This window comes from Nocardioides aestuarii (genome assembly GCF_039527245.1).
GTDB classification, from domain to species: domain Bacteria; phylum Actinomycetota; class Actinomycetes; order Propionibacteriales; family Nocardioidaceae; genus Nocardioides; species Nocardioides aestuarii.
Map to the genome: position 1 here is coordinate 2,979,192 of NZ_BAAAJT010000002.1, position 17,060 is coordinate 2,996,251.

At 73.6% G+C, this 17,060-nt stretch carries 9 protein-coding genes; 1 reads left to right on the forward strand and 8 read right to left on the reverse strand.

The window, feature by feature from the left end:
• Window positions 1-17: 17 nt before the first annotated feature.
• From ABD091_RS15010 to ABD091_RS15020, 3 genes are all read right to left on the reverse strand, one after another.
• Window positions 18-2,078 (reverse strand): DEAD/DEAH box helicase, encoded by a 2,061-nt coding sequence (locus tag ABD091_RS15010; protein WP_343919848.1) that lies wholly within the window; start codon window positions 2,076-2,078, stop codon window positions 18-20.
• Window positions 2,079-2,343: 265 nt separating this feature from the next.
• Window positions 2,344-2,616, reverse strand: coding sequence for a hypothetical protein (locus tag ABD091_RS15015; RefSeq protein WP_343919850.1), 273 nt, complete (start codon window positions 2,614-2,616; stop codon window positions 2,344-2,346).
• 163 nt (window positions 2,617-2,779) lie between these two features.
• Window positions 2,780-6,163 (reverse strand): pyruvate carboxylase, encoded by a 3,384-nt coding sequence (locus tag ABD091_RS15020; protein ID WP_343919852.1) that lies wholly within the window; start codon window positions 6,161-6,163, stop codon window positions 2,780-2,782.
• 111 nt (window positions 6,164-6,274) lie between these two features.
• On the opposite strand from ABD091_RS15020, the gene ABD091_RS15025 reads away from it, so the two are divergent.
• Window positions 6,275-7,519: a calcium-binding protein gene (locus ABD091_RS15025; protein WP_343919854.1), complete on the forward strand. Its 1,245-nt coding sequence runs from the start codon at window positions 6,275-6,277 to the stop codon at window positions 7,517-7,519.
• A 47-nt stretch (window positions 7,520-7,566) separates the two neighbouring features.
• On the opposite strand, the gene ABD091_RS15030 is transcribed toward ABD091_RS15025, so the two are convergent.
• The 5 genes from ABD091_RS15030 to ABD091_RS15050 all read right to left on the reverse strand — a co-directional run bounded on the left by ABD091_RS15030 (window position 7,567) and on the right by ABD091_RS15050 (window position 17,042).
• Window positions 7,567-8,070, reverse strand: coding sequence for a hypothetical protein (locus ABD091_RS15030; protein ID WP_343919856.1), 504 nt, complete (start codon window positions 8,068-8,070; stop codon window positions 7,567-7,569).
• A gap of 72 nt (window positions 8,071-8,142) precedes the next feature.
• Window positions 8,143-13,071, reverse strand: coding sequence for an nSTAND1 domain-containing NTPase (locus tag ABD091_RS15035; RefSeq protein WP_343919858.1), 4,929 nt, complete (start codon window positions 13,069-13,071; stop codon window positions 8,143-8,145).
• 98 nt (window positions 13,072-13,169) lie between these two features.
• Window positions 13,170-14,672, reverse strand: coding sequence for a PH domain-containing protein (locus ABD091_RS15040; protein ID WP_343919860.1), 1,503 nt, complete (start codon window positions 14,670-14,672; stop codon window positions 13,170-13,172).
• Window positions 14,669-15,151, reverse strand: a complete 483-nt coding sequence (locus ABD091_RS15045; RefSeq protein WP_343919862.1) for a PH domain-containing protein — start codon at window positions 15,149-15,151, stop codon at window positions 14,669-14,671. The genes ABD091_RS15040 and ABD091_RS15045 overlap by 4 nt, the downstream gene beginning before the upstream one ends.
• Window positions 15,152-15,251: 100 nt before the next feature.
• On the reverse strand, window positions 15,252-17,042 hold the full coding sequence (locus tag ABD091_RS15050; protein WP_343919864.1) for an acetyl/propionyl/methylcrotonyl-CoA carboxylase subunit alpha: 1,791 nt from the start codon (window positions 17,040-17,042) through the stop codon (window positions 15,252-15,254).
• Window positions 17,043-17,060 lie beyond the last annotated feature (18 nt).

Below are 17,060 nucleotides of genomic sequence, written 5' to 3' on the forward strand. Positions count from 1 at the left end.
TGATCCCTGCTGTCGGGTCAGACGGCGGCGGCGACCCGGGCCTCGAGGGCCTCGGTGAGGATCGAGACGAGGGTCTCGACCTGCACGTCGACGGTGGCGGCCTCGTCGTCGTCGGCGCCGTCGAGGGCCCGGGCGGCGAGCCCGGCCTTGGCGTCGATCAGCTCCGCGATCCGGGCGTCGACGGTCTGGGCGGCGATGATCCGCCAGGCGGTCACCGGCTCGACCTGGCCGATCCGGTGGACGCGGTCGATCGCCTGGGTCTGCTCGGCGTTGGTCCACGACAGCTCGGCGAGCACCACGTTGGAGGCGACCTGGAGGTTGATGCCGACACCGGCCGCGGTCAGCGAGCACACGATGATCTTGACCTCGGGGTCGTTGACGAAGGAGTCGATCGCCTCGGTGCGGGCCTTGGTGGCCTGCCCGCCCCGGATCGAGGTGTAGCGGATGCCGCGCGCCTCGAAGAGCTCCTCGGCGGCGTCCATGACGTCGAGGTGCTTGGCGAAGAAGACGACCTTGCCGGCGCTACGGGCCAGCTGGGCGGCGTAGTCGGCGGCCAGCTCGGTCTTGGCCCGGCCGATCCGGCGGACCATCGCGAAGACGTTGTCGCCGGTCGCGTTCTCGTCGGACTCGGCGACCTCACGCTCGGCGACGCGCCGCACGAGGTCGTGGTCGATGCCGTCCGCACCCAAGTTGCCCAACCCCGTACGACGGTGCTCGAGCGCGGCCTCGTAGCGGCCGACCAGCCGGTCGGCGAGCTTGCGCTCGGCCTCGGCGATCGAGCGTCCGGCGGCGCCCTCGAGCTCGACCGGCAGGTCGGCGATCCGGCGGGCCGGGATGTCGGAGGCGACGTCGACCTTCTTGCGCCGCACGATGCCGAGGTCGACGACGGCCTGGCGCGCCGCGGGGTAGAAGGAGTGGTCGGCGGGCGTGCGGTCGCTGGCCTCGAGCGCGGCCATCAGGTCGTCGCCCACGCGCTTGTCGTCGATCCAGCCGAGGAACTCCCAGATCGCCCGGAAGTCGTCGATGTCGTTGATCAGCGGGGTCCCGGTCAGCGCCATCAGCAGCGGCCGGGCGATGCGCCTGCGGACGCGGTGGGAGACCTCGATGACCTGCTGGGAGCGCTGGGACTTCTTGTTCTTGATGTAGTGGGCCTCGTCGACGACGACGCCGCGGAAGCCGTGCTCACCCATCCAGCCGACGTGACGGTCCAGGACCTCGTAGTTGACGACGACGATGTCGGCGAAGCCGTCGATGCCGTCGCCGTCGCCGTGGATCACCGACACGGTCCGGTTCGGCGTCCAGCGGGCGGCCTCGCGGGCCCAGTTGGTCTTCACGACGTTCGGGACGACGCACAGCAGCGGGTAGGCGTCGGCGACCTGGGCGGCGAGCAGCGCCTGCGCGGTCTTGCCGAGGCCCGGCTCGTCGGCGAGCAGGAAGGTGCGGTGGCCCTCAGCGACGGCGGCCAGCACCTTCGACTGGTGGGCCATCAGCTCGAGGTCGGGGGGGAGCATCAGGTCGCGCGGCTCGGGGAGCTCCATGCAGGCCGGGGCGCCCGGGGCGGGGTGCTCGAAGGCGTTGAGCACCGGGCCGACGAGGTCCCACCCGACGAGGCGGCCGACCGGCTTGGGCTTCTGGGCGGCGCTGTAGTCGGGGACGAGGAACGGGTTCGCGAGCTGGGCGGAGATCACCGACTGGGGGATCACCCGGCGGTCGGGCTTCGCGGGCGCCTCGGACTCCTGCGGCTCGGGCTCTGCCTCGGCCGCAGCGACGCCCGCAGCCTCCTGCATCTCCTTCTGCCAACGGCGGGTGCCCTCGCCGACCTCGGCGTCCTCCTGGAGGAGGTTGAAGAAGGAGGGGTGGCGCGCGGCGATCTGGGCGAGGATCTGGCCCACGCCGTCGAGCCGGCGCATCAGGTTGTCGCGCTGGCCGTCCTTCATCTCGGTGTCGGCCTTCACCCGAGCCCGCTCCTGGCGCGCGAGCAGCGCGATCGCCTGGTAGCGCGAGTGGTGGCTGGTGGTCACCTGACCACGCGCCACGGCGTTCTCGATCTCCCGCACCGCCTTGGCGAGCACGGGCATCAGGCCCTCCTCGTCCCGCTTCCGGGTCGGGGCCTGTCGGGATCGCCGGCTTCCGCCGGACCGGGTGTCACGCCTGCTGGCCAACCAGCTTCTCGCTTCCTCGCACGACCGGTCCCGTCGGGAGCGTGACGTGGATCGTCGAGGACGAGCCATCACTGAATGGGGCTCGTCTGACCTCGGTACCACCGTCGCGCGACGGGACTACGAAGGACATCGTACGCCGTGCCCGGTGATCGCGCAGGTCGGGCACGCGATCGGGCGCGGATCAGTCGGCCGCGACCTCCACGATCGTGGCCAGGCCGGCGGCCAGCAAGGTCGCGAGAACGGCGACCTCGGTGCCGCCCAAGTCGGTGGAGCCGACCGGCAGGCACTGGGCGGTCGACAGGACGGCGCACTGCTCCTTGAGCGCGTTCCAGACCACCAGGACGGTGCTGAGGACGATCAGCGGCACCCCCACCAGGGCGACCAGGTGCTTGCCACGGGTGTGCCTGACCGGCACCTTCGTGTGCATCTGGTAGCTCGGGGTGTGCGTGGCCATGACCCCACCGTGCGAAACGCCCCCGGCGTGGACAAGACCTCTCACCGAAGCGTTCCCCAACCGTGGAGCGGGTGAGGAGTCTGTGGATCGGCGGTGGAGGCCGCCTACCCCGAACTGATGAGGGTCCGGCCGACCCACCCTCAGCGACCAGTCAGCCGACGACTCAGCCGACGACGAGGATCAGGTCACCGCCGTCGACCTGCTGCGTCCCGCTGATGGCGAGCCGCTGGACGTTGCCGGCCACCGGCGTGGTGATCGCGGCCTCCATCTTCATCGCCTCGATCGTGGCGACCGTGTCACCGGCTGCGACCTGCGCGCCCTCCTCGACGACCAGCGTCACCGCTCCCTGGAAGGGGGCCGCGACCTGGCCGGGCTCGGACGGGTCGGCCTTCTCGGCGGCTGCGACCTCGGCGGAGACCGAGGTGTCACGCACCGAGACCGGCCGCATGTGGCCGTTGATCGTCGCCATGACGGTGCGGTAGCCGCGCTCGTCGGGCTCGCTGATCGCCTCGAGCCGGAAGATGACGGTCTTGCCCTCCTCGATCACGACCGAGTGCTCCTCGCCGGCGCGCAGGCCGTAGAGGTAGTCGAGGGTGGTGAGGACCGAGACGTCGCCGAAGGTCTCCCGGGCCTCCTCGAAGTCCTTCGTGGGGCCCGGGAACAGCAGCCGGTTGAGCGTACGGCGCCGCGAGGCCGGACCGGCACCGAGCGCCTCGCGGTCCTCCTCGGCCAGGTCGCTCTCGGGCGCCGTCCACCTCCGGCCCTCGAGGGCCTTGGTGCGGAACGGCTCGGGCCAGCCGCCCGGCGGGTCGCCGAGCTCGCCGTTGAGGAACCCGATGACGGAGTCGGGGATGTCGAACTTCCCGGGCTGGTCGGCGAACTCGGCCGGGTCGGCACCGACGGCGACGAGGTGGAGCGCGAGGTCGCCGACGACCTTCGAGGAGGGAGTCACCTTGACGACGTTGCCGAGGATGTCGTTCGCGGCGGCGTACATGTCCTCGATCTGCTCGAACTTCTCGCCGAGGCCCAGGGCGATCGCCTGCTGGCGCAGGTTGGAGAGCTGGCCGCCCGGGATCTCGTGGGTGTAGACGCGGCCGGTGGGCGACGGCAGTCCCGACTCGAACGGCGCGTAGACGCGGCGGGTCGCCTCCCAGTAGGGCTCGAGGTCGAAGAGCGCCTCGAGGGACAGGCCGGTGTCGCGCTCGGAGTGGTCGGTCGCCGCGACCAGCGCCGAGAGGGAGGGCTGGGAGGTCGTGCCGGCCATCGGGGCGCTGGCGGCGTCGACCGCGTCGACCCCGGCGTCGATGGCCGCGAGCAGCGTCGCGAGCTGGCCGCCGGGGGTGTCGTGGGTGTGGAGGTGGACGGGCAGGTCGAAGTTCTCCCGCAGTGCGGTGACCAGCGTCCTCGCCGCGGGGGCGCGCAGCAGACCGGCCATGTCCTTGATCGCGAGGACGTGGGCGCCCGCGTCGACGATGCGCTCGGCGAGCCGCAGGTAGTAGTCGAGGGTGTAGAGCTGCTCGCGCGGGTCGGAGAGGTCGCCGGTGTAGCAGAGGCAGACCTCGGCGACCGTCGACCCGGTCGCGCGGACGGCCTCGATCGCGGGCCGCATCTGCTCGACGTCGTTGAGGGCGTCGAAGACCCGGAAGACGTCGATCCCGGTCTCCGCGGCCTCCCGGACGAACGCCTCGGTGACCTCGGTCGGGTAGGGCGTGTAGCCGACGGTGTTGCGCCCGCGCAGCAGCATCTGGAGGCAGATGTTCGGGGCGGCCTGGCGCATCGTGGCGAGCCGCTCCCAGGGGTCCTCGGACAGGAAGCGCAGCCCCACGTCGTACGTCGCGCCGCCCCAGGTCTCCAGCGACCACAGCTCGGGCGTCGTCCTGGCCGTGTAGCCGGCGACCGCGGCGAGGTCGCGGGTCCGCACCCGGGTGGCGAGCAGCGACTGGTGGGCGTCGCGGAAGGTGGTCTCGGTGACGGCAACCCGGTTCTGGGTGCGCAGCCGGCGCGCGAACTCCTCGGGGCCGAGCTCGAGCAGCCGCTGGCGCGAGCCGTCGGGCGCCGGGACCCTCAGGTCGACGGCCGGCAGCTTGGTCACGGGGTCGAGGTCGACCGGCGCCGCACCGTGCGGCTGGTTGACCGTGACGTCGGCCAGGTAGGTGAGGAGCTTGGTGCCGCGGTCGCCCTGGCCGCGGGCGGTGAGCAGCTGGGGGTGGGTCTCGATGAACGAGGTGGTGACCCGGCCGGAGGCGAAGTCGGGGTCGTCGAGCACCGCCTGGACGAACGGGATGTTCGTGGAGACGCCGCGGATCCGGAACTCGGCCAGGGCCCGGCGGGCCCGCTCGACGGCCTTGTCGAAGGTCCGGCCGCGACAGGTCAGCTTGGCCAGCATCGAGTCGAAGTGGGCCGAGACCTCGGCGCCGGTGTAGGTCGTGCCGCCGTCGAGGCGGACGCCGGCCCCGCCGGGGGAGCGGTAGGTCGTGATCTTCCCGGTGTCGGGGCGGAACCCGTTGGCGGGGTCCTCGGTGGTGATCCGGCACTGCAGGGCCGCACCGCGCAGCTGGACGGTGTCCTGGGAGAGGCCGAGGTCGGCGAGGGTCTCGCCGGAGGCGATGCGCATCTGGGACTGGACGAGGTCGACGTCGGTGACCTCCTCGGTCACGGTGTGCTCGACCTGGATCCGGGGATTCATCTCGATGAAGACGTAGTTGCCGTCGGGGTCGAGCAGGAACTCGACGGTGCCGGCGTTGCGATAGCCGATCTCGCGGGCGAACCGCACGGCATCGGCGCACATGCGGTCGCGGAGGTCGGGGTCGAGGTTGGGCGCCGGGGCGATCTCGATGACCTTCTGGTGGCGGCGCTGGACCGAGCAGTCGCGCTCGAAGAGGTGGATGACCTCCTCACCGTCGGAGAGGATCTGGACCTCGATGTGGCGGGGGTCGACCACGGCCTGCTCGATGAAGACCGTCGGGTCGCCGAAGGCACCGTCGGCCTCGCGCATGCAGGTCTCGACCGCCTCGCGCAGCTGCGCACGGTCGTCGACCCGACGCATGCCGCGGCCGCCGCCGCCGGCGACGGCCTTGACGAACAGTGGGGTGGGGATCGCCTCGGCGGCCTCGACGAGGGCGTCGACGTCGGTGCTGGGGTCGACGCTCTGAAGCGTCGGCACCCCCGCCGCCTTGGCGGCCGCGATGGCACGCGCCTTGTTGCCGGTCAGCGTCAGGACCTCGGCCGTCGGGCCGATGAAGGTGATGCCGGCGTTGGCACACGCCTCGGCGAGGGCCGGGTTCTCCGACAGGAAGCCGTAGCCGGGGTAGACCGCGTCCGCGCCGGCGCGGACGGCGACGTCGACGATCGTCTGCGGGTCCAGGTAGGCCCGGACCGGGTGGCCGCGCTCGCCGATCTCGTAGGCCTCGTCGGCCTTCAGGCGGTGCTCGGAGCCCCGGTCCTCGTGGGGGAAGACGGCCACCGTCCGCGCCCCGAGCTCGTAGGCGGCGCGGAAGGCACGGATCGCGATCTCGCCGCGGTTGGCGACGAGCACCTTGGAGAACATGGCCACGAGGCTATCGAGACACCGACGACGCGCCGTACCCGTTCAGTGGCCGGGACGCGCGGCCTCCCCGGGTGATCATGGACGCGGTCCCCTCCCGCTTGGAGCTTCCTCATGCGCGCCCACCGCTGGGTCCCCCCGGCTCTGCTCGTCGCCCTGACCTGCCCCCTGCTCGCCGCTGCCGCCCCGTCGGGCGGTGCCGCCGTGCCCCGCTGCGACGGCGTCGCCGCGACGATCGTCGGCACCACCGGTCCCGACCGGCTGACGGGGACGTCGGGTCGCGACGTCGGCGTCGGGCTCGGCGGTGACGACGTGATCGACACGCTCGGGGGCGACGACCTCGTCTGCGGCGGCCCGGGAGCCGACCGCCTCGTCGGCGGCCCCGGCGACGACCGGCTCCTGGGCGGCTCCGACCGGAAGGGCATCGGCCCCGGGGGCACCTTCCTCGTCGGAGACACCCTCCTGGGTGGGCCCGGCGCCGACCGCCTGGTCGGCGGCGGTGACACCCGCACGGTCGACGAGCGCCGTCGCCCCGACACCTACTCCTTCGCCGACTCCGCCAAGCCGGTCACCGTCGACCTCTCCGGCTCCGGTGACGGCACCGCCCGGGGCCAGGGCCGCGACACGATCGCGGTCGGCCCGGCGAGCGGCGTCGTGGGCACGGCGTACGCCGACACGGTCACGGGCTCGCGGCGTGCCGACACCGTCGACGGCGGTGGCGGCAACGACACGATCGCCACGGGGCTCGGCCCCGACACGGTGTTCCCCGACGGGATGGGGGCGGGCGACGGTGGCCGGGACACGGTGGCCACAGGCCCCGGGCGCGACTTCGTCTCCAGCGTCGCCGGGCGCGACCAGATCTCGACCGGCGCCGACGCCGACTTCGTCGAGGCGTTCGGGCCCGACCCGACGGTCGTCGACGCGGGCAGCGGCGACGACTACGTCGGCACCTACGTCGCGCCGGGCCAGGGCGCCTCCCTCGCCGGCGGCGCCGGCGACGACACGGTGGCCTTCTACGGCCGGCTCCTCGCGGGCCAGACGCCCACGGCCCGCTTCACCGTCGATGCCGGGCGCGGGACGACCTCGGCCTCGGGTGCGGTGAGTGCCGAGGGGACGATCCAGGGCGTCGAGCGTCACCGGTTCGTCGGGCCGCTGCGCTGGAAGTACGTCGGCTCCGACCTCCCCGAGCGGACCTGGGCGATCGAGGGCGGACCGCTGCGCGCGCTGATGGGCGGCGGCAACGACGTCGTCACCGGCTCCCCGCTCGACGACCTGATCGACGGCGGCTCCGGCACCGACACCGGCTACGGCGGCGGCGGGGACGACACCTGCCGCAGCGTGGAGCGCGGCGGCTGCTGACGCGGTGCGACCGTCGGCTCCCCGGCGACCGGCGGTCGCGCCGCTGGTCAGGCGTCGTGCCCGAACCAGGCGCAGAGGACGGCACCGTCGACCTCGGAGCCGACGTACTGGCCGGCAGCCACGACCGGGTCGTCGACGCCCGGCTCGTAGACGAAGCGTCCGGCTTGCTGGACGACGACGCCCTGGCCCGGGAGCTTGAGGCTGCGGGCGTTCCCGCTCTCGGTCGTCGTGCCCGTGGCCAGGTCGATGACCAGGTGCATGGTGCCGCGGCCGTCGACCGACTCACCGGTCGTGGTGTCGAGCGAGACCATCGTGTAGTTCATCGAGATCGTCATCAGCGGGGTGCCGTCCGGCGCGGTCCGGCTCCCGATGACCATCCACCCCCCGGCGACGTTGCCGGAGACCACGGCGTCGTCGTCGCACGTCCACTCGGTCGCGGGGTGGGAGGACGGGTCGATCGGCACCCGGACGGGTGCGGCGGCGTGCGACGGGGCCGCGATCGCCACCGAGGCGACGGTGGCGGCGAGGATGACGGCGAGGCGCAGAGCCATGGCGGTTCCTTCCGTGGGGAGCTGGTGCTCCGAACGGTCCGGCACCGCGGTCGCGACCGGCTCACGGTTCGGTCACGGACACGTGCGTCGCCACGGCGAGCCCGGCCGGACCACCGCCCACTCGTCCTCGGTGAGCTGGCGCCCCGCCACCTCGCAGGCGCGCGCGAGCCACAGGTCGCGATCCACCGGCACGCTCTGAACGGTGCCGTCGCCCTCGGGCGTCCCGGCCTCGTAGAGCACCCGGAGCCGCCGGCCGTCGGCGGTGAAGGCGAGCACACCCCAGCTGCCCTGCTCGGTGAGCGGCAGGCCGAGCGGCTGCCACGTGGTCGTGTCCCACAGCTTGAGGTCGCCGTCGGAGCCGAGGGTGGCGAGCAGGGCGCCGTCGGGGCTGGTCGCTTGGTCGACGACGAAGCCGGCCGCTGCGAGCCGCGTGGGTGCCACGGGGGCCAACCGGCGGGAGTCCAGGACGTGGAGCTGTCCTCCGAGCGTGCCCACCGTCAGGGTCCGCCCGTCACCCGACCACGCCACGGTGGTGGGGGCGTCGGTCTGGTCGCTGCCGAGGCTCTGCTCAGCCAGCACCGAGAGGTCGTCGGCGTCGACGACGACGACCCCGTCGTCGCGAAGCACGGCCGCCCGCTGCTCGTCGGGGGAGAACCGGACGGAGTCGGTGCCGGGCGGCTGCGCCCCGACCTCACGCGGCAGCTCGTCGAGCACCGTCGCGGTGCCGAGGTCGACCAGCGCGACGCCACCGGCACCGTGCACCAAGGACGTCGTCCCGTCACCGCTGACGGCGACACCGACCGGACGCCACGGGAGGTCCACCTCGGCGACCAGCGCCCCGTCGGGCGACCACACGGCGACGTGGCCGCGGTCGTCGAAGGGACCGATGAGCCCTGGACGCCATGCCTCCACCGCCCCGACCGCGACCGAGCCGTCACCGGCGACCGCCACGTCGATGGGCTGGCAGCGGCACCGTGGGGGCATCGGCAGCGGGGACCGGCCGACCGGTTCGCCCCGCGCCGGGTCCACGAGGTAGGCCTCGTTGAGCGTCGTCTGCCGGAAGCGTACGTAGGCGCCGAGGCCTCCCGACGGGGACGTGTCACCGAGGTGCGGGCTGCCGTCGAGCCGCTGCTCGTCGACGAAGCCGCCGCTGCCGCCGGCCGCCCACAGCGAGGCCACGCCGTCGCGCCCGCCGGTCCACACCCGGTCGGGTCCCGAGTACAGCACGGACATGATCGCCCCCGTGTGGGCGGCCGGGAACGAGCGCACCAGCCGACCCCGGAGGTCGTGGATCTGCAGCACCTCTCCGCCGCCGATGGCCAGGTGGCGCTCGTCGGGCGACCACGCGAGCCCGCCGTCGTAGGAGGTCACGACGATCTCCTCGCCGACCGGATCCAGCGTCGAGGCGTCCCGGAGCCTGACACCGACCCGGTCCGGCTCGCTCCGGTCTGCGGTCACGACCAGCCGGCCGTCCGGCGAGACGGACTCGATCGTGAACGGGAGCGTGCGGACACGGCCTGAGGTCGGGTCGAGGACGTGCCCGACGTCCCAGGGCGACTCGAAGCTCACCCGGCCGTCGGGCCAGGCCCGCAGCACGCTCGGCTGGACAGGGACGTCGATCGGGATCGCCCGCCGCACCGTCCCGTCCGCACCGATGACGAAGGCGTGGGTGCTGGACACGGCGATCGCCCGGGACCCGCTCCAGACCGCCTCGGTGGGCATCGGGTCGCCGCTCCTCCCCGCGGCCGCCGCGAAGTCCGGACCCTCCAGCCGCCACCGCTCCTCACCGGACTCGGGGTCCCAGAGCACGACGACGGTTGCGGTGTCGGTGAACGCAGCGCCGAGCAGGCCGGCAGGTCCCTGGTCGAGGGTGATCACGTGACCGCCGAGCGGTACGTCGGTCTTCCACCGCGTGTCGCCGGTCCTGCCGTCGAGGGCCCACAGCACCGGTTCGTACTCCGAGAGGAAGACCGTGTCGCCGTCACGCGTCGCGGCCCCTTCCAGGAACAGGTCCGGGGAGCGGACCTGCCGCACCAGCCCGGGTACCCGGGCGAGCAGGGTCAGCAGGGCGCCCCACGTCTCGGGAGCGTTCTCGGTGTGCACCGCCTCGACGGCCTCGAGCAGCCCGAGGTCCAGCTGCTCCTCGTTGACGGCCTGGGCGGCGAGACGTTTGGCATCGGCCGCCACGGCGGCTGCCTGCTCGCGACGACCGGCCGTCACGGCGTCCTCACGCGCGGCGAGTGCGAGACCGGCGGCCACCAGCGCCAGCACCAGGGCCCCGGCCACCCCGGAGGCCAGCAGTCGGAGCCGGCGGTTCTGCCGGACCGCCTGCTGCTCACGCTGCCGGGCCGTGGCGATCTCCACGTCGAGGGCCTCACGGGAGGCATCGAGGAAGGCGTGCTCGGTGTCGGTGAGCTCGTCGGGCCGCAGCGACGCCACGTCGAGCGCGGCGTCGAGCCTCGGGCCGCGCCAGAGCAGGGAGCCGTCGCGCTCGGCCGCCACCCACTCGCCGGTCGCTGCAGCGGTACGACGCAGGACGTCGCGCGTGGCGGAGTCCTCGGCCAGCCAGCCCGCGAGCCGTGGCCAGTGGCTGAACAGCGACTCGTGGGCGACCTCGACCGTGGGCTGCTCCGGGCCGTCGTCGAGGGTCAGCAGACGCGCGTCGGCGAGAGGGCCGACGACGTCGACGACCTCGGGACCGAGACCGGCGAGCTCGGACAGGTCCACGCTCCGCCGGACCACGGCATCGCCGGCGCCCGGTCCTGAGAGCCGCTCCAGCAGCACGCGTGCCGCCCGCCTCCCGGGTTCGTCGAGACCCGACCACACCGCCTCGGCCCGGTCGGCGATCGCGCCCTCCACGCCGCCCATCGCCAGGTAGCTCGACCAGGTGAGCACACCGTCCGTGCGCTCCTCCCACATCCGGGTCAGCGCCACGGACAGCAGCGGCAGCACCCCCATCCCCTCGCCGCAGTCGGCGACGACCGCGTCGTCGAGGCCGGGCTCGAAACGGAGCCCGGCCCGGGCTGCCGGGAGCGTGACCGCGCGGCGCACCTCCGTGGCCGTGGGCGCGCCGACCAGCACGGTCCCGTCACCGAGCGCGGTCGCGAGCCGCTGGTGGTCGGCGAGCGCGGGGACGTAGTCGGCGCGCAGCACGAGCAGCACGCCGGTGCGGTCGTCGCGGGCGAGGTCGGCGACGACGTCGAGGAACGCGCGCCGCTCGCCGTCGTCGGTGCACTGGGTCCAGGCCTCCTCGAGCTGGTCGACCACGACCAGCGTGCGGCTCGCACCGCCGGGGTGGACCAGGTGGGCCAGCAGGTCGCCGACGGGCACCGGCTGACCGAGCGCGGCGACCGTCCGCCGCGTGAGCTCGGCCATCGGGTGGGGGCCGGGTCGGAGGTCGACGACCGTCCACTCCTCGCTGCCCGGCAGCACGCCGTCGGCGAGTGCTGCGAGCAGCCCTGCGCGCACCAGGGACGACTTGCCGGAACCGGAGGCGCCCACCACCCCGACCAGCCCCGCACCGGCGACAGCCGCGACCAGCTGGGCGACGAGGCGCTCCCGGCCGGCATAGGTCGCCGCGTCGTCGACGTCGTAGGCCGCCAGTCCTCGCCACGGACAGGACCGCGACCCCGTGGTGGGCCCGGAGGCGGCCTGCAGGCCGACCACGCCGGCGGCCAGCTCGGCGCGCGCGGTCGCCGCGTCGGCGGCCGCTCTCCCGAGGGCGTCGGCCCCGGCGAGGACCCGCTGCTCGGCTCGCCGCCGTGCCCAGGCCGGGGCAGCGACCAGCACCTCGGCGGGCCAGCGCGCGCCACCGTCCCAGACGTCGCGCGACGCCTCGGCGAGGTCGTCGGGATCCACCAGGTTGGAGACGAGGAGTCCGACCTCCTCCGGACCGAGGGGAGCGAGGTCGACGACGCGGCCGACCCCGGTCTCGCCGGGGGCGCACCGGCCGACCACCAGCGACCCGGGTGGGCCGACCTCGGGCAGGTCGTCGACGACAGTGAGGACGCCGGCTCCAGGAGGACCCCCCTCCCGGACGTCGTGCCCGGCGTCGGCGAGGCTGCGGGCGAGCTCGGCCGCGACGCGGCGGCGGCCGCCACCTGCCGGCCCCCGGAGCGTCACCGCCACGGCCTGGCCGCTCCGGGCGTCCTGCCAGGCGTCGTGCAGGGTCGCCAGCTCCACCGAGCGGCCGACCAGTGGCGGCCCGACAGGTTCGAGCCGCGGTGACAGCCGACGGGTGGCGGGACGCAGCGTGGGGTCGTGGGCCAGCACCCGGGCGTGGAGGTCCCGCAGCTCCGGTCCGGGGTCGACGCCGAGCTCGTCGGCGAGCGCGGAGCGCGCACGACCGTACGCGGCGAGGGCGTCGCCCTGCCGGTCGAGCTGGTAGTGGGCACGCATCAGCAGTCCCCACAGCCGTTCGCGGAACGGGTGGTGCTCGAGCAGCCGCTCCACCTCGGGGACGGCGGCCGCGGCGTTGCCGAGCGCCAGCTCCGCGGTCCACCGGTCCTCCGCCGCGGCGGTCCGCACCTCCTCGAGCCGCCGGGCCTCCGCGGCCGCGAAGCCTGTCGACTCGAATCCGGCGTAGGCCGGGCCGCGCCACAGCCGCGCCGCCTCCCGCAGCCTCTGCGCAGCGAGGTCATGGTCACCGGCTGCCACCAGGCGTCGTCCCTCGTGGGCCAGGGCCGTGAAGCGGTGGGCGTCGACGCTCCCCGGAGGCACGGCCAGCCGGTAGCCCCCGGCATCGGTCAGCAGCACTCCCGGGTCGCTCCCGCGGCCGGGCTCGAGCGCGTTGCGGACGCGCAGCACATAGGTCTGCAGCGCCTTGACCGGCGCGCGTGGCGGGGTGTCACCCCACAGCGACCCGATGAGGTCGTCGACCGCGACGAGCTGCCCGACCTCGGAGACGAGGTGGGCCAGCAGGGTGCGTTCCTTCACGCCGGGGACGTCGACGGGGCCGCGCCCCGTCGACACCGTGAAGGGGCCGAGCACCCCGAAGTCCATGGCGGGAGGATAGGTCCAGCGAGCCGACATCGGGCGTCCTTCCGTGATCTGCTGCGACCACCGTCGCCGTCGTCGGTCGCGGGCTGCTCACGGACAGGTCACGACGACCGGAACTGCTCCGCCAGGCCGGGGACCGCCTCGGTCGTCAGCCGGACGGCCACCTCCTCAGGGACGTCCACGACGACGACCCGCTGGCTGCCGCCCGCCGTGGTCGCGACCAGCGTGACGAGCCCGGCGCGCCGCTGGAACCATGTCGAGTGGAGGTTCCACCCGATGACGGCGTCGGTGGCGAGCAGCTCGCGCCTGCGGGTCAGGCTGCCGGACCGCGCGACCAGCCAGTCGCCGACGAGGGCGTGACCGAGCGAGCGGGCCCGGTCCCACCCGAGCACCGCGCCGACGACGAGTGGGAGCACGGCCAGCACCGCCAGGCCGCCGAGGTCGGTCAGGAGCGCGAGCACGACGAGCGCGACCGCCATGAGGGCGGCAGGCACCAGCGCGCGTGTCCACCGACGGGTTCGGGCGCGCGGTCCGTGGTCGACCAGCGTCGCGTGCACGGGCTCCTCGCTGCCGACGACCGCGGCGGCGACCCGGTCGACCAGCCGGCGGGGTGTCGGGGGAAGCAGCGCGGAGCTCCCCGACTCCGAACGGTCCAGCCCCGTCACGATCGCGCTGAGGCGCCCACCCCTCACCAGGCGCAGGCCGAGCGGCTCGCCGACGGCGACGCCGCGCAGCCGCTCGTCGTCGAGGCTGGTCTCGCGGGTCGTGAGCAGCCCGCGGCGTACGTGCCAGGAGCCGTCGGGCGTCGTGTGGCTGAGGGCGAAGTTGCCGTTGGCGACGAGATAGCCGATGACCGAGAACGCGACGACCACGCCGAGCACCGCCACGCCGAGCACGGCCACCGCGACGGCGCTTCCGGCGCGGAGGCTCACCGCCGCGGGGTCGTCCTCGAACCGGTCGAGGAAGCCGAGGTCGTCACCGAGCTGGAAGACGACGCCGACGACGGCGGCCATGGCGACGAAGCCGGCGGAGGTGAAGGGTGCATAGCGCACCCACGCCGGTTCGAACCGGGCGACGACCTCCTCGCCGCCGACGACGGCAGGCTCCCCGTCGGGGTCGTCCGTGGCCGGTGCGGGCGGGCGGATCGAGTGGAGCAGCTGCGCCCGCAGCGCACGTGCCTGCTCGGTGGGGAGGCCGTCGAGGTCGAGGTCGTCGTCGCCACCGGTGCCGGTGCCGATGCGCACGGTCGCCAGCGACAGGACCCGCTGGATGGGGGAGGCCGTGATGTCGACCGTCCGGACCCGGTCGAGCGAGGTCGAGAGGATGTGGGTGCTGACCAGCCCGCGTCGCAGCTCGACCCGGTCGGCGTGGATCCGGTAGCGCGTCGTGAGGTAGCGCGCCAGCCCGATCCCGACGGGGACGACGACGGCGAGCAGCTGCGGCCAGCCGAGGCGGTTGCCGCCCGCGCCGAGCACGACTACGCCGATGAGGACGGGCAGGAATCGGCCCACCTCGCGGACGGGGTGGACCAGGAGCATCCGCGGGTCGAGCCGGAGCCAGGGCGTCTCCGGGAGCGGAGGAGGCGGCGCCGGGATCTCCGTCATGTCGCGTCGCCGGGCACGGCATCGGCCCGGCGGGTCAGCTGGTCGACCAGCTCGCGGGCCAGCTGCTTGTCGAGGCCGACGATCGCCAGCGCGCCCGCGGCCGAGGCGGTCGTGGCCGTCACCGAGGCGAGCCCGAAGAGCCGCGCGAACGCGCCCTCCTCGTAGTCGACGGTCTGGATCCGCGACATCGGCGCGATCCGCCGCTCGATGCTCCACCACCCGGTCTGCGTGTAGACCGCCGTCTCCGTCGCCTCCCACCGGTGGACGGCGTAGCGCCAGCGCGGCATCAGCACGGTGTAGGCCGCGCAGGCGACCACGAGCAGCGCGAAGGCCCACCACGGCACGGTGAACGGGGACCACACGTAGGCGACCAGCGCCAGCACGCCGAGGGTGAAGACGCTGTTGCCCAGCGCTCCCAGCGTCCACATCGTCCGCGCCCGCGGGCTGACCCGCTCCGAGGGCTCACGCAGCTCCGTCACACGCCCACCCTAGGGAAGCCCCGGGAGCCGTCGTACCCGACATCAGCGTCGCGAATCCGGTGATCGACGACGCTCATGTCGGGTGGGACGTCCGGTCCGGTCAGTCCTTGAGCTCGCAGATGACGGCGCCGGAGGTGACGGTCGCGCCGACCTCGGCCTGGAGGCCGGTGACGGTGCCCGCCTTGTGGGCCTTGAGGGGCTGCTCCATCTTCATCGCCTCGAGGACGACCACGGTGTCGCCCTCGGCGATCTCCTGGCCCTCCTCGACGACGACCTTGACGATGGTGCCCTGCATCGGGCTGGTCACGGAGTCGCCCGACGCCGCCGCACCGGCCTTCTTGCCGGCCGAGCGCTTGGCCTTCTTCTGGGATCCGCCGCCGGCTCCGCCGCCGATGCTCGCGAGGCCGCCGGGCAGGACGACCTCGATCCGCTTGCCGCCGACCTCGACCGTGACGGCCTGCCGCTCAGCCTGCTCGGGTGCCTCGGCGTTGTCGCCGGCGTAGGGCTCGATCTGGTTGTCGAAGTCGGTCTCGATCCACTGCGTGTAGACGGTGAACTCGCCCTCGCCGGACGGGTTCGACGGCCCGACGTACGCCGGGTCGTGGACGACCGCCTGGTGGAAGGGGATGACCGTGGGCATGCCGTCGACGACGAACTCGTCGAGGGCGCGCCGCGAGCGCTCGATGGCCTGGGTGCGGTCACGACCGGTCACGATCAGCTTCGCGATGAGGGAGTCGAACGAGCCGGGGACGGTCTCGCCGTTCTCGTAGCCGCCGTCGAGCCGGATGCCGGGGCCCTGCGGCGGGCTCCACGCGGAGAGGGTGCCGGGGGCGGGCATGAAGTTGCGGCCGCCGTCCTCGGCGTTGATGCGGTACTCGATCGAGTGGCCGCGGATCTCGGGGTCGTCGTAGCCGAGCTCCTCGCCGGCGGCGATCCGGAACATCTCGCGGACGAGGTCGATGCCGGTGACCTCCTCGGAGACGCAGTGCTCGACCTGGAGGCGGGTGTTGACCTCGAGGAAGGAGATCGTCCCGTCCTGGGCGACGAGGAACTCACAGGTGCCGGCGCCGTAGTAGCCGGCCTCCTGGAGGATCCGCTTCGACGACTCGTAGAGCTCGGTCATCTGCTCGTCGGAGAGGAAGGGGGCGGGCGCCTCCTCGACCAGCTTCTGGTTGCGGCGCTGGAGCGAGCAGTCGCGGGTCGAGACGACCACGACGTTGCCGTGCTGGTCGGCGAGGCACTGGGTCTCGACGTGGCGCGGCTTGTCGAGGAACTTCTCGACCAGGCACTCGCCGCGGCCGAAGGCCGTGACGGCCTCCCGCACCGCGGACTCGTAGGCGTCGGGGATCTCCTCCATCGTGCGCGCGACCTTGAGGCCGCGGCCGCCACCACCGAAGACGGCCTTGATCGCGACCGGCAGCCCGTTCTCCTCCGCGAACCGGACGACCTCGTCGGCGTCAGCCACCGGGTCCTTGGTGCCGGGCGCGAGCGGCGCGTTCGCGGCGTCGGCGATGTGCTTGGCCTTGGCCTTGTCGCCCAACGCCTCGATCGCCTTCGGCGGGGGACCGATCCAGATCAGCCCGGCGTCGATGACGGCCTGGGCGAAGTCGGCGTTCTCGGCGAGGAAGCCGTAGCCGGGGTGGACCGAGTCGGCGCCCGACTTCTTCGCGACCGCGATGATCTTCTCGATGTCGAGGTAGGACTCGGCCGGCGTCGCGCCGCCGAGGCTGTGGGCCTCGTCGGCGACCCGGACGTGCATCGCGTCGCGGTCGGGGTCGGCGTAGACCGCGACCGAGCCGATGCCGCTGTCCTTGCAGGCACGGATGACGCGGACGGCGATCTCGCCGCGGTTGGCGATGAGGACCTTCTTCAGCGGAGTCGTCTCAGGCACGTCCGGCAGCGTATCGCC

Coding starts and splice junctions, on each gene's coding strand:
- ABD091_RS15010 (WP_343919848.1), bottom strand. CDS start 2,078: ATGCCCGTGCTCGCCAAGGCGGTGCGGGAGATCGAGAACGCCGTGGCG.
- ABD091_RS15015 (WP_343919850.1), bottom strand. CDS start 2,616: ATGGCCACGCACACCCCGAGCTACCAGATGCACACGAAGGTGCCGGTC.
- ABD091_RS15020 (WP_343919852.1), bottom strand. CDS start 6,163: ATGTTCTCCAAGGTGCTCGTCGCCAACCGCGGCGAGATCGCGATCCGT.
- ABD091_RS15025 (WP_343919854.1), top strand. CDS start 6,275: ATGCGCGCCCACCGCTGGGTCCCCCCGGCTCTGCTCGTCGCCCTGACC.
- ABD091_RS15030 (WP_343919856.1), bottom strand. CDS start 8,070: ATGGCTCTGCGCCTCGCCGTCATCCTCGCCGCCACCGTCGCCTCGGTG.
- ABD091_RS15035 (WP_343919858.1), bottom strand. CDS start 13,071: ATGGACTTCGGGGTGCTCGGCCCCTTCACGGTGTCGACGGGGCGCGGC.
- ABD091_RS15040 (WP_343919860.1), bottom strand. CDS start 14,672: ATGACGGAGATCCCGGCGCCGCCTCCTCCGCTCCCGGAGACGCCCTGG.